A 14,092-nucleotide genomic window follows, 5' to 3' on the forward strand; every position below is an offset into this window, starting at 1 on the left:
TTATGTTAGCTCGTATTATTGAAGCCTCCATACGTAACTCGTGGATGGTGTTGCTGCTGTTCTTAGGTCTTGCATTCTGGGCCTGGCAGTCGCTGCAGCAAACCAAACTGGACGCAATACCGGACTTATCGGAAGTTCAGGTTATCGTCAAAACCAATTACCCGGGGCAAGCGCCGGCGGTAGTGGAAGAGCAGGTGACGTACCCGCTTTCGAGCGTGATGCTGTCCGTACCTAAAGCCACCTCAGTGCGCGCTTTTTCGTTCTTTGGCGACTCGTACGTTTACGTTATTTTTGAAGACGGAACCGACCCTTACTGGGCCCGAAGCCGGGTGAACGAGTATCTGGATCAGGCACAAAGCCAGCTTCCTGACCAAGTTCGGCCGGAGTTAGGCCCCGATGCGTCCGGTATTGGCTGGGTGTATCAATACGCATTGGTTGATGAAACCAATCAGCTCAATCTGGGTGAACTAACCCGCTTGCAGAACTGGTTTTTAAAACAGGAACTGCAAAGTGTGCAGGGGGTAGCAGAAATTGCCACAGTTGGCGGCATGGTTGAAACCTACCAGGTAGTGGTGCAGCCGGAAGCTTTACATCGTTATAACCTCACCCTGAACCAAATTAAGCAAAGCATTCAGCAGGCCAATAACGAAGTGGGCGGTTCGGTGGTTGAAATGGGTGAAGCTGAATACATGGTGCGCGGCTTAGGGTATTTAAAAAGTGTTGAAGACATTCGCAAAATTCCTTTGCCGCTCACCTCAGAGCAGCAGGGTACTGTGCTGTTGGAAGAAGTGGCGGATATTCGCATTGGACCGCAGGTGCGCCGCGGTATTACCGAGCTGAATGGCGACGGTGAAGTCGTGGGCGGTATTGTGGTTATGCGCCATGGCGAAAATGCTCTACAAACCATTGCCGCAGTAAAAGATAAACTGGAGGAGCTAAAACAGGGCCTGCCAGAGGGCGTTAAAGTGGTGCCGACCTATGACCGCTCAAACCTGATCCAGGCATCGACAGATAACCTCACCACAAAGCTGATAGAAGAAATGTTCTTTGTTGCTGTGGTGTGCATCTTGTTTCTCTGGCATGCGCGCTCAGCGGTGGTGGCTATTATCAGTTTGCCGCTGTCGGTTTTGTTCGCGGTGTGGATAATGAACATGCTGGGTATCAGTGCCAACATTATGAGCCTGGGGGGAATCGCCATTGCCATTGGCGCGCTGGTGGATGCCGCCATTGTCATGATAGAGAACACCCACAAGCACCTGCAGAATTATCAGGAGCGGCACAAAATCGTGGCTAAAGGCTCGGCACGGCTTAAAATTGTTAATGAAGCCTGTCGCGAAGTGGGGCCTTCGCTGTTCTTCTCGCTACTGGTAATTACCGTCAGCTTTGTTCCGGTGTTTGTGCTGCAAGGCCAGCAAGGGCGTCTGTTTGAGCCTTTAGCCTATACCAAAACTCTGGCCATGGCCGCTGCCGCAATTATTGCCGTGACACTTATTCCCGTGCTGATTGCGTTACTGGTGCGCGGGAAAATACCCGCTGAAGAAAAGAACTGGCTGTCTCGCGGTTTAATTGCGCTTTACCGTCCACTACTGGCTTTTACGCTTAAGTTCCCTAAAACCATTATTGTACTGGCTCTTTTGGTTACCGCATCTGCCTGGCACCCTTATAAAGAGCTCAATTACGAGCTGATGCCGCCGCTACATGAGGGGGACCTCATGTACATGCCCACCACACTGCCAGGCATCAGTGTTGAAAGTGCCGGTAAGCTGTTACAGCAAACCGACAAGCTCATTGCTGCGCAGCCCGAGGTTGAGCGTGTATTCGGCAAAGTTGGTCGTGCTGACACCGCCACCGATCCGGCGCCAATGACCATGATAGAAACCAGCATTACGCTGAAGCCGGAAAGCGAATGGCGTGAAGGAATGACGGTAGATGACATTATTGCTGAGCTGGATGAGCGGGTGCAGATACCCGGCGTGACTAATGCCTGGGTACAGCCCATTCGTACCCGCATTGAAATGCTCGCCACCGGTGTTAAAACCCCGTTAGCTATTAAAGTGAGCGGTAGTGACTTTCGTGAAATAGAAAAACTGGCCACCCGTATTGAAGATACGCTTTCTGAGCAGGATGCAACGGGTTCCGTTATTGCGGAACGTTCCGGCGGCGGCCGTTACATTGAGATAGAGCCGAAATTGCGACAAGCGGCTCGTTACGGCCTGACCCAGGCAGATATCCACGAGCATATTCAGTACGCCATTGGTGGTGCAAATATTGCGACATCGGTACAGGGCAATGAGCGTTTTCCTATTAACTTGCGTTATCCTCGAGAGCAACGTGACCATATCGAGAAGCTGAAAACCCTGCCGGTTAAATCGACTTCCGGGCAGTGGCTTACTCTGTCCGATGTCGCCGATATAAGGGTAACTCAGGGACCGGCCATGCTGAAAAGCGAAGATGCCCGTTTAAGCAGCTGGGTCTTTATTGAGCCGGATAAAGGCGTCACGGTTGGTGACTATATTACCCAGGTTAGTGGCGTTATGGATAAGTTGGAAATACCGGTAGGTTACAACTGGAGCTGGACCGGGCAATATAAAGCCATGCAACAGGTGGAAAGTGACTTAAAAGAAATCATTCCTCTGACATTGCTGGTTATTTTGTTGTTACTGTACATGACCTTCCGTTCTCTACCGCAGGCGTTACTGGTGATAGGTACCTTACCGCTGGCATTAACCGGTAGCTTATGGCTGATTTATTTGTTGGACTACAACCTGTCACTGGCGGTTATTGTCGGCATGATAGCTCTTGCCGGTGTCGCTGCGGAATTCGGAGTGGTTATGCTGTTGTACCTGAACAACGCATGGAAAGCCGTGGGATACGACAAAAATCAGCTAAAAGCAGCAGTAGAAGAAGGCGCGTTGCTGCGCGTCAGACCGAAAGCCATGACCGTGCTGACCATTATTGTCGGCCTACTACCGATAATGCTGGGCGGCGGTGTTGGTAACGAAGTCATGCAGCGCATCGCCGCTCCTATGGTGGGTGGTATGGTACTGGCACCACTAATTTCCATGCTAGTGATCCCCGCGGTGTTTTATCTGGCGCGGAAATAACGCGGAGTAGCCTGACATTTATGTCAGGTGAGGTGGAAGATAGCGAGTGGAGGTTGCAGGAACCATTGAGGAGGACGCCCGTAAATACATCCCTGTAGGGCTTGGGCAGCGCCATCCATGGCGCCGCACACCTCCTCAATGGTTCGCCGCAACCGTCGGGCGCGCTCACTATCTGCCACCGCACCTGACGCAAACTGCACCGATCTTTCCGCCCGGCATCTCACCTGACATAAATGTCAGGCTACGTGCTGTGATCGTCACGCGCGCAATTCCCCCAAAATTAACGTCAGGCGAAACTTTCCCAAATGGCATTAGCCGCCGGGCCTAACGTCCTGTTTGCAGAGCGCACTAGGTGAATTTCCAGGCGCACTTGCTGGACGAATCCGGGAATGCTGATTTCTACCAGCTTGCCCTGCTCAAGGGCGTCCAGAGCAATGTGTTTAGGAATAATGCCCCAGCCAAAACCTGCCATTAGCAATTCAAACTGAGTGTTAACCTCATTTACCCTTATGCGCTGCTGGCTGGGCAGACGCAGTACTGCATCCAGATTAATGCCTATCTCCAGGTTTTGCGGCACCAGCATAGGCAGCTCTAATAAATCCTGGCGGCTTTGCGGCATACGACCAAACTCTTTCATTAGCGCAGTTGAAATCACAACCGTTAATTCAAACGGTGCTACCGGCAGGGTTTCAAAGTCGCCATATTGACGAAATAAAGGCAGCCAGGGGCACAAAGCTAAGTCGGCACTGCCGTTATCTATACGCTTCAGCGCCCGCATTTGTGACTCGCCGTCTACGTGCAGTTCGGTAGTCGGGTATTGCTGTTGAATGTGCTGGATGCTGGGCACCCAAAGCTTACTGTCGCAGGTATGGTCATAGCATAGTGTCAGCAGGGGTTCGGCCCCATGTTTCAACTGTGTTGCCAGCGACTGGAGACGCTGTTGCTGGCGCACCACTTCTTCTGCCTGGCGTAAAAAGTGTTGCCCCTGCTCGGTCAGTTCCAGTCGATAGCCATCGCGGTTAAATAGAGCGAAACCCGCGTTCTCTTCCAGTTTTTTTAAAGCCATGCTAACCGCGGACTGTGTGCGGTTGAGTTGCTCGGCTGTTTTTTGCAGACTACCGAGGTTAGCTACCGTGATCATCATTTTTAGGTGAGATAAATTCATTAAATTTTTCTGATTATCTTTTTAATTTTAATTCAATATAACTGTAACTATACTTACGGTAAACTTATTCCAATTAAATTTCCCTGAAAATATCGGAACCGAATTCATGCGCTGGCTGAAACCTCTTTCTATCGCTCTGGCTGCTGTTGTTGTAGCGGCGTGCAGTGAACAAGCAGAAGTTAATGATACTCAACAGGCGCGCCCGGCGCGGCTTATGCAGGTGACTGAAGCTGACGGGCCACGGTTGCGTGAATTCCCTGCTGTGGTAGAGGCGGCCAAAGTGGCTCAACTGACGTTCCGTGTCGCAGGTGAGATTACTGAGTTACCAGCTCGCCCGGGTACCGAAGTCAAGCAGGGCGATCTCATCGCGCAGTTGGATCCAACCGACTACCAACTGGCTGCTGATCAGGCAAAAGCACAATATGAGCTGGCATCATCTCAATACGACCGAAACAAAGTTTTGGTTAATGAAGGAGTCATGTCGGAAGGCCAGTTTGATCAGATAGAGTCAGAGCTTGCGGTGGCAAAATCAAACTACGAAACCGCCAAAGCGAATTTACGCTATACCAAGCTCACTGCGCCTTTCGACGGCGTTGTGGCGAACCTAGCCGTGGAAGCTTATGAAAATGTGCAGGCTAAGCAGCCTATTGTTACCTTACAAATCAGCAACGCGATTGATATCAGCATTAATGTACCGGAAAAGCTCTTTGCTAAGGTGAAGAAGCAAATCGATTACCAGCCTGAAGTGCGCTTTGATGCCGCGCCGGAATTCACTTATCCGGCTCACTTAAAAGAGTGGGATTCACAATCGGACGGCGCGACGAATACCTACGAAGTCGTGTTCACACTACCTAAACCGCAGAATATCAACGTTCTGCCGGGTATGACGGCAACAGTTATTGTCGACATTAATGAAGTACTGCGTTCCTCTCAAATAGGCATGGTGGTGCCGGCAAAAGCGGTGTTTAGTGACACAAATGACGCTTCCTATGTCTGGGTTGTTAACGACGATATGCGTGTGCAAAAACGTAAAGTGAATGTCGGACCAATGACTAACGATGGCCTTACGGTACTTGACGGGCTGCAAGAAGGTGAAACCATCGTCATAGCCGGGGTTCATCAGCTGAAAGAGAATCAGCAGGTGCGTGAATGGCAACGTGAACGGGGTCTGTAATGAATATAGCTCAATACAGTATGGAGCGAAAAACCACGAGCTGGATGTTATTTCTCATCCTGTTAATTGGTGGTCTGGTTGCCCTGACTCAGCTCGGTCGCCTGGAAGACCCCAAGTTCACAATTAAGCAGGCCATGGTCATTACGCCATACCCGGGCGCATCGGCTCAGCAGGTAGAAGAAGAGGTAACCTATAAGCTGGAAAATGCGATTCAGGAGCTAAGTTACGTTGACCACGTTAAGTCTATTTCCAAGCCCGGGTTGTCGCAAATAACGGTTGAGATGAAAAGCATCTACCGCGAAGAGCATTTGCACCAAATATGGGACGAATTGCGGCGTAAAATTAACGACACCAAAGGTCAGCTTCCTCCTGGCACCAGCGAGCCTATTATTCGCGATGACTTTGCTGACGTGTATGGCGTTATGATGGCCATTACCGGGCCCGATTATTCCTACAAAGATATTGAGCATTATGCTGACTTTTTGCGTCGTGAACTGGTTTTAGTTGATGGTGTAGGCAAAGTCACTCTTGCGGGAGAGCAACAAGAGCAGGTTGTGGTAGAAGTGTCGCGCTCACGCCTGGCAAATTTTGGGGTTCCCCCCAGCCGTATTGCTGGGCTGCTGCAAACTCAGAATGCCGTAGCAAACGCCGGACGGGTAACCGTTGACCAGGAAGCATTGCGCATTGCAACCAGCGGTGAATTTGCCAATGTGGAAGATATGGCAAAGCTGGTTATTAGTAACCCCGGCGCTGAACAGCGTATCTACTTGCGTGATGTAGCGACCATTTATCGTGAAACCAAAGACATTCCGGATCATGTGGTGCGCTATAACGGAAAGGCTTCCTTGTGGCTGGCATTGTCATTTGCGGATAACGTGAATGTTGTCGAAGTGGGAGAGCGTCTGCAAAAACGAATGGATGAGCTGGAGTATGCTAAGCCTATAGGGATGTCTGTCGACCGTATTTACGATCAGCCGCATCAAGTTGAAAACTCAGTTAATGATTTTCTGCTGAACCTGGTAGAGGCGGTGGCCATCGTTATTATTGCATTACTGCTGACCATGGGCTTCCGTAGTGGCTTGCTGATTGGCACGGTACTGTTGTTGACGGTGCTGGGCACCTTCATTTTTATGCGCCTGGGAGATATTAACCTGCAACGAGTTTCCCTCGGTGCGTTGATTATTGCGCTGGGCATGCTGGTGGATAACGCGATAGTCATTGCCGACGGTATTATGGTTGGTATGCGACGGGGCATGAGTAAAGTGGATGCCGCCGTTAGCGTGGTCAAGCAAAACCAGTGGCCGCTACTGGGAGCGACTGTTATCGGCATTATTGCCTTCGCGCCAATCGGTTTATCGTCAGACGCCACTGGTGAATTTGCCGGGAGTTTATTCTGGGTGCTGCTGATCTCCTTGCTGCTGAGTTGGGTGACTGCACTGACCCTCATTCCGTTTTTAGCCGACCGCTTATACTCTGCGAAGGACATTGGTAATAGCGATGAGCAGGACGATGTCTTTTCTCATCCGGTTTATCGTGGCTATAAGAAAATGCTGGCTGTTTGTTTGCGTCACCGCATTATCAGTATGCTGGTAATGCTCGTGACGTTGGTGGCAGCGGTGGTTGGATTCGGACAGGCGAAACAAGCATTTTTCCCGCCATCGACAACGCCGTTATTTTATGTCGATCTCTGGTATCCTCAGGGTACCGACATTCGTCATACCGAACAGGACTCTAAGCGCCTGGAAGATTATCTTCTGGAGAAAAGTGACGTCACTTCGGTTGCGACAACCATCGGGCAGGGCGCGCCGCGATTTACCCTGACGTATCTGGTGGAAAAAAGTTACGAAAGTTATGCGCAGTTGCTGGTACGGGTAGAAGGCAAAGACGCGATGGATGCGTTAATGCGTGACATTCGTGAGCGAATTCGTGAAGAGCATCCGGACGTTGAGGACAAACTGATACGGGTTGAAATTGGTCCGGCTACTCCGGCAAAGATTGAAGCACGTTTTTCCGGCCCGGATATTGGTACCCTGCGTGAGCTAAGTAAAAAGGCCCAGGCTATTCTTGCCGAGGATTCAGGCGCAGTAAACATTCGTTCCGACTGGCGTACGCCGACCAAATTGTTGCGGCCGGAATACGACGAAGCGGCAGGCCGGCGCGCCGGCATTACAAAAGAAGACGTGAACAATCTGCTACTGGCTAATTTTGTTGGCCGGCAAATTGGCATTTACCGCGATGGCACCGATTTATTACCGATAGTGCAGCGTGCACCCGCGGCAGAGAGGGTCGATTTAGACAACTGGCAGGAGCTGCAAATTTACAGTCCGGCGTTCGACCGTTTTGTACCTTTGGCTCAAGTTGCGCGTTCAATTGATGTGGTTTGGGAAGACCCTTTAATACTCCGTCGTGACCGTAAGCGAACACTCACTGTTATGGCCGATCACGACTTACTGGGTGAGGAAACGGCCGCGCAAGTATTTGAGCGGGTCCGGCCTAAGCTTGAGGGTATCGACTTGCCGCTAGGTTACGAATTAACCTGGGGCGGCGAGCATGAAGCCGCCGGTAAAGCCGAAAAAGCGTTGTTTGGTGCCTTGCCCTTAGGTTTTCTGGTGATGTTTATTATCACCGTGCTGCTGTTTAACAGCATTCGTCAGGCCGCTGTGTTGTGGACGACCGTACCACTTTCCATTATTGGTGTGACTGTTGGGCTCCTGCTGTTGGATAAACCCTTTGGCTTTATGGCGTTACTCGGCTTCCTCAGCCTTTCCGGCATGCTGATTAAAAACGGTGTGGTGTTACTGGAACAAGTGAATGCTGAGCTTGACGCCGGTAAAGAAGCAACCCAAGCGTTAAGCGATGCTGCGGTTAGCCGTGTTCGTCCGGTAGGCATGGCGGCAGCCACCACCATTTTGGGGATGATACCGTTACTGTTTGACGACTTCTTTGCGAGCATGGCAACGGTCATTATGTTTGGTCTTGGTTTTGCCACCTTGCTGACCTTGTTTGTTGTGCCTGTCATGTACGCCATAGTGCAACGAGTACCGCGCCCGTAACCCGGGCGCATTCACCCCGTTTATACCCTGAATTATCTGTTTTATAGCCCCGTGTCATGGGAATTTAACAGTAAAATCCGTATAATGCGCCGCACTAGTGAACCGTCTAGAATTCATGCAAGCAAATGAGAGGTACTATAAGTGCTTAAAGAATATCGTCAGCACGTAGAAGAGCGCGCCGCAGAAGGCATCCCTCCGAAGCCATTAAATGCCGAGCAAGTAGCCGATTTAGTGGAATTACTGAAAAATCCTCCAGCAGGCGAGGAAGACTTTCTGGTCGAGCTGTTAGCCGAGCGTGTACCACCTGGTGTGGACGAAGCGGCTTATGTTAAAGCAGGCTTTTTAAGCGCCGTTGTTAAGGGCGAAATTGAAAGTCCGGTTGTGAGTAAAGAATACGCAGTGAAGCTGTTGGGCAATATGCACGGCGGTTACAACATCGTCACTTTGGTGGAATTGCTGGACGACTCTCAGCTGGCTGAACTGGCGGCAAAAGAACTGAAAGAAACCATCTTAATGTTCGACGCCTTCCACGACGTGGAAGAGAAAATGAAAGCTGGTAATGCGCTGGCGAAAGAAGTGGTTGAATCCTGGGCCAATGCTGAATGGTTTACCAACAGCGACGAGCTGGCTAAGTCCATTAAAGCAACTGTCTTTAAAGTGACTGGCGAAACCAATACCGATGATCTGTCTCCGGCACCAGATGCATGGTCTCGTCCGGACATTCCTTTGCATGCTAAAGCGATGTACAAAATGCCACGCGAAGGCATTACCGATGCAGGCAAGCAAATTGAAGAGTTAAAAGAAAAAGGTCACCCGGTTGCCTTCGTTGGCGACGTAGTGGGTACCGGTTCTTCACGGAAGTCGGCAACCAACTCCGTATTGTGGAACATTGGCGAAGACATGCCGGGCACACCGAACAAACGCGCCGGCGGTATCTGCATCGGCTCTAAAGTTGCACCTATTTTCTTCAACACCATGAAAGACGCAGGCGCGTTGGTGTTTGAAGCCGACGTCGAAAAAATGAACATGGGCGATGTCATCACTATCTACCCATACGAAGGCAAAATCGAGAACGAAGCCGGCGAAGTTATCGCTGAATACGATTATGCGTCTCGCGTCATTCTGGATGAAGTCCGTGCCGGTGGCCGTATTAACCTGATCATTGGTCGTGGCCTGACAGAAAAAGCACGTGAATCCCTGGGCATGGGTCCATCAGACTTATTCCGTAAGCCAGAACAACCAGCAGACAGCGGTAAAGGTTTCTCGCTGGCGCAAAAATTGGTCGGTAAAGCTTGTGGTATGGAAGGTGTTCGTCCGGGCGCGTACTGCGAACCTAAGATGACTACCGTGGGCTCACAGGACACTACCGGTCCTATGACTCGTGACGAGTTAAAAGACCTGGCATGCCTTGGTTTTAACTCAGACTTAGTTATGCAGTCGTTCTGCCACACCGCCGCTTATCCTAAGCCGGTTGACGTTGAAACTCAGCACACCTTGCCTGACTTTATCATGAACCGTGGCGGTGTTAGCTTGCGTCCAGGCGACGGTATCATCCACAGCTGGTTAAACCGCATGTTGTTGCCAGACACTGTTGGTACCGGTGGTGACTCACACACGCGTTTCCCGCTGGGTATTTCATTCCCTGCCGGCTCTGGTCTGGTTGCGTTCGCCGCAGCTACAGGTGTTATGCCGCTGGATATGCCTGAATCTGTATTGGTGCGCTTCAAAGGCGAAATGCAACCGGGTATCACCCTGCGTGACTTAGTTCATGCCATTCCTGCATTCGCTATCAAAGAAGGTCATCTGACCGTTGATAAGCGTGGCAAGAAGAACATTTTCTCAGGTCGTATCTTAGAAATTGAAGGTCTTGATCATTTAACCGTTGAGCAGGCATTTGAATTGTCTGATGCTTCTGCTGAGCGTTCAGCGGCCGGTTGTACCATCGATTTGTCTGAAGAGTCGGTTGCCGAGTACCTGCGTTCAAACATCACTATGCTGCGTTGGATGATCAACGAAGGCTACGGCGATGCGCGTACGTTGGAGCGTCGTGCCCGTAAGATGGAAGAATGGTTAGAGAACCCGCAGCTAACGCGTGCCGACAAAGATGCCGACTATTCTACGGTTATCGAAATTGACCTGAACGACATTAAAGAACCTATCGTTTGCTGCCCGAACGACCCGGATGACGCGAAGTTCCTGAGCGAAGTGTCAGGTAACAACGTTGATGAAGTCTTCATTGGTTCGTGCATGACCAACATTGGTCACTTCCGTGCGGCGGGTAAATTGTTAGAGAAAAACTCTGACCCATTAAATACCCGTTTGTGGATTGCACCACCAACGAAAATGGACAAAGCGCAGCTGGAAGTTGAAGGGTATTACGACATTTATGAGCGTAATGGCGTTCGTACCGAAATGCCGGGTTGTTCACTGTGTATGGGTAACCAGGCACGGGTAGAACCGGGCGCAACGGTACTGTCTACTTCAACTCGTAACTTCCCGAACCGTTTGGGTGATGGCGCTAACGTTTACCTGACTTCTGCAGAGCTTGCCGCTGTCGGTGCAATTGTTGGTCGTCTGCCAACACCGGAAGAATACCTGGAGTACGCTCAGGACATCAATTCGATGGCTGGCGAAGTTTACAAATACCTGAACTTCGACCAGATGGATGCCTTCCGCGACGCAGAAAAAGCGGCCAAGGAAAACATCATCCCAACCATCAACGTGGCTTAATGAGTGCTTAGGTTGCAAGGACTCTTTACGAGGACGCCCGCAAGTACTTCCCTGTAGGGCTTGGGCAGCGCCATCCATGGCGCTGCACACCTCGTTAAGAGTCCTCGCAACCGCTGATCGCACTCATTAGCAACTTATAAAACCGCTTCGGCGGTTTTTTTGTGCCCGATATTCAGTAGCCTGATGTTCACATCAGGTACGATACTTAACTTGTCTTATGGTCTATTAGTGGTCTATATTTAGACTGTTCAGTCGGGAGAGAATCATGCAGATAAAAACCATTAGTTACATTAAACAAAATGCGGCATCGCTGGATGTGGAGGAGCCTATTGTGGTCACTCAAGGCGGCAAGCCTGTCTACCGGATTGAGTCGGAAGCGAGTGCTCGACAGCGCGATGAGGCTATTGCGACACTTAAACTGATGAACCTGGCTGAAAGGGATATTCGCAACCAGAATTTGCTATCCCTTAGCGAAGCGAAAGAAAGGTTAGAGCGTGAACTCGGCACAAAGACGTTTGAGCTTTAGCCCTCACTGATGAATTACGATGCCTATTTCACAGAGCTCAGCTATAAAACACTGGCCACTTTAACTCGTTATATGGAAACCTTTCTCGGTGAAGAGGAGGCCATTCGACTCGGTAAGCAGCTCCTTGATTTCGCCGCAATTAAGCTAGGTGCCAACCCTCTGCAATTTCCTGTTTCCCACGAGCTTGAGACATTAGGTATAGTCGATTATCGAGTGGTGCTTGTGGATAACTATAAAATCTTATTTCGCTTAGATGAGAAAGCCCGGGTGAGCTACGTCATGGCCTTCCTACGACAGAAACAGAATACCCAAGAACTTCTTTATCAGATAACGATTTTGTAGTGAGATCTCTGTGCAATAAACTGATACGTCATCGTTCTGTGTTGGTCAGCGGTGTGTTCGTAAGTTTATAGGGCAGGTTCTTCACTTATGAGCGTTATGAGTGTTGAGTACTTCTGTGGCGGAGTGTCGAAGGCCATGGATGGCCTTCGTCAAGCCCTCATGGATGAGCTCGTAGCGTCGCCGTCACAGAAGTACTCAATGCTCAAGCGAAATAAGTGAAGAACCTGCCCCTACCTGATAGCGGGGCTTTTGTTCTATTTCTGCTCAGCAATCCAGTCGTTGATGTGCTGCTCGAGTACTTTCAGTGGCACGCTGCCGTTTTCCAGTACCGCATCGTGGAACTCTCGAATATCGAACTTATCACCCAGCTGTTGCTCGGCTTCTGCACGCAAACGCTTAATGGTCAGTTCGCCCAACTTGTACGAAAGTGCCTGCGCAGGCCAGGTAATGTAACGGTCAATTTCGGTTTTCACGTTATGCAGTGACAACGCGGTGTTGTTGGCCATAAAGTCCATTGCGCGTTCACGGCTCCAGCCTTTGGCATGCATACCCGTATCCACCACTAAGCGCGCCGCGCGCCACATTTCGTAGCTTAAACGACCGAAGTTGCTGTACGGGTCCTGGTAAAAACCGGCTTCCAGACCTAAGTACTCAGAGTACAAACCCCAACCTTCACCAAACGCAGAAATATAGGTTTGCTGGCGGTACTCTGGTAAATCTTCCAACTCGCCGGCAATAGCGTTTTGTAAATGATGACCCGGAACGGCTTCGTGCAATGTCAGCGCTTCCATCTGATAAAGCGGACGGCGATCCAGTGCGTAGGTATTGACCCAGTAGAAACCGGCGCGGTCGTCGCGATTCGTTCCAGAATAGCGACCTGTGGTGTATTTCGGTGCTATTTCTTCAGGAACCGGGGCAATGCCGTATGGCTTCCGTGGTAGGGTCTTGAACAGCTTGGGTAATTCGCCATCCATCTTTTTTGCTATCCAGGCAGCGTAATGCAGCAATTCTTCTGCGGTTTCCGGATAGAACTGGTCGTCGGTACGTAAGAACTCGACGAATTCATCAAAGCTGCCATCAAACCCGCTTGCTTCAATAGCTTCCAGCATTTCACCGCGAATACGCGCCACTTCCTGTAGACCAATTTGGTGAATTTCATCCGCAGTTAAATCTAACGTAGTGTAATGTTTAATACGGTTTTGATAAAAAGCGTCGCCATTCGGCAGTTCGCTGGCACCAACGGTTTCACGTGCATTTGGAAGATACTCGGTGACCATAAAGTTGAAGTAGTCGTCATACGCCGGCATGACTTGCTGGTCAATGGCTGTTAAGGCATCTTCTTTTAGTTGCTTCCATTGCTCGTCATTAATAAAGCCCGGTTGTTCGGAAAACGGCGAGAAATAAACGCTTTGATCAGCGTCCTGTACAATGTAGGCCAGTATACTCTCTTCAAAGCCCGCCATTGCGGCAGCTGGCTGGGTATAACCCTCTTCTATTGCTTTACGTAACCAATGCGTTTGTTGTTCCATGTAACGAGGAATGGAACGCAGTTTCGCAATGTAATTCTGATAATCGTCAGCCGAAGAGAACGAGGTGTACGATGGCATAAAAGCAAGAGAACTATGGAAACTACCCTCTGCTGTCAATGGCATGTAGTGTGCTTTAAAACGATACTCATCTACTTTATTTTTTAACGTATAATGGATCATCGCATGATTAATTTGGTCATCCCGGCTAAGCGCGTTAAGGTTAACGGCGTTAAGCTGTTCGAGCCACTTTGAGCGTTGTTGATAGCGTTTTTCTAACGCCTCCGGTGACATATCGGTCAGCTCAGTATCGCTGGACTTATTCAGTTCTTCCCAGATAGTGTCAGCCAGCTGATGAAACTCGGCAGCAGGGCTCTGTTGCTGTGTGCTGCTACGCTGGGTTTGGTTATCAGCTGTGGTGGTGCAGGCAGTAACGCCCAGCAAACCAAAAATAAGTATCAGATTACGCATG

At 50.1% G+C, this 14,092-nt stretch carries 8 protein-coding genes; 6 read left to right on the forward strand and 2 right to left on the reverse strand.

The features are described 5' to 3' along the window. Positions 1-2: 2 nt before the first annotated feature. Positions 3-3,104, forward strand: a complete 3,102-nt coding sequence (locus B2U97_RS07475; RefSeq protein WP_286830390.1) for an efflux RND transporter permease subunit — start codon at positions 3-5, stop codon at positions 3,102-3,104. A gap of 286 nt (positions 3,105-3,390) precedes the next feature. Here B2U97_RS07475 and B2U97_RS07480 read toward each other — a convergent pair whose 3' ends face one another. Continuing rightward, the gene (locus B2U97_RS07480) at positions 3,391-4,269 is read right to left on the reverse strand and encodes a LysR family transcriptional regulator (protein WP_011233726.1); all 879 of its coding nucleotides are present in this window, start codon (positions 4,267-4,269) and stop codon (positions 3,391-3,393) included. 106 nt (positions 4,270-4,375) lie between these two features. Between B2U97_RS07480 and B2U97_RS07485 the strand changes: the two genes are divergently transcribed. The 5 genes from B2U97_RS07485 to B2U97_RS07505 all read left to right on the forward strand — a co-directional run bounded on the left by B2U97_RS07485 (position 4,376) and on the right by B2U97_RS07505 (position 12,094). Beyond that, positions 4,376-5,443: an efflux RND transporter periplasmic adaptor subunit gene (locus B2U97_RS07485; RefSeq protein WP_286823010.1), complete on the forward strand. Its 1,068-nt coding sequence runs from the start codon at positions 4,376-4,378 to the stop codon at positions 5,441-5,443. After that, positions 5,443-8,496: an efflux RND transporter permease subunit gene (locus B2U97_RS07490; RefSeq protein WP_110013596.1), complete on the forward strand. Its 3,054-nt coding sequence runs from the start codon at positions 5,443-5,445 to the stop codon at positions 8,494-8,496. Before B2U97_RS07485 ends, B2U97_RS07490 begins: the two co-directional genes overlap by 1 nt. Before the next feature lie 141 nt (positions 8,497-8,637). Beyond that, entirely contained in the window at positions 8,638-11,226 is a 2,589-nt protein-coding gene (gene acnB / locus B2U97_RS07495; protein WP_286823007.1) for a bifunctional aconitate hydratase 2/2-methylisocitrate dehydratase, read from the forward strand. Positions 11,227-11,491: 265 nt separating this feature from the next. Then, a complete protein-coding gene (locus tag B2U97_RS07500) occupies positions 11,492-11,752 on the forward strand; it encodes a type II toxin-antitoxin system Phd/YefM family antitoxin (protein WP_034818500.1) in 261 nt (86 codons plus the stop codon). A 9-nt stretch (positions 11,753-11,761) separates the two neighbouring features. Further along, positions 11,762-12,094, forward strand: coding sequence for a hypothetical protein (locus tag B2U97_RS07505; protein WP_034818499.1), 333 nt, complete (start codon positions 11,762-11,764; stop codon positions 12,092-12,094). 254 nt (positions 12,095-12,348) lie between these two features. Here B2U97_RS07505 and B2U97_RS07510 read toward each other — a convergent pair whose 3' ends face one another. Then, a complete protein-coding gene (locus tag B2U97_RS07510; RefSeq protein ID WP_286823006.1) occupies positions 12,349-14,091 on the reverse strand; it encodes a DUF885 domain-containing protein in 1,743 nt (580 codons plus the stop codon). Position 14,092: the final 1 nt, after the last annotated feature.

Origin of the sequence: Idiomarina sp. UBA3176 (genome assembly GCF_002364295.1) — a bacterium.
In the GTDB taxonomy this organism is placed as follows: Bacteria; Pseudomonadota; Gammaproteobacteria; order Enterobacterales; family Alteromonadaceae; genus Idiomarina; species Idiomarina loihiensis.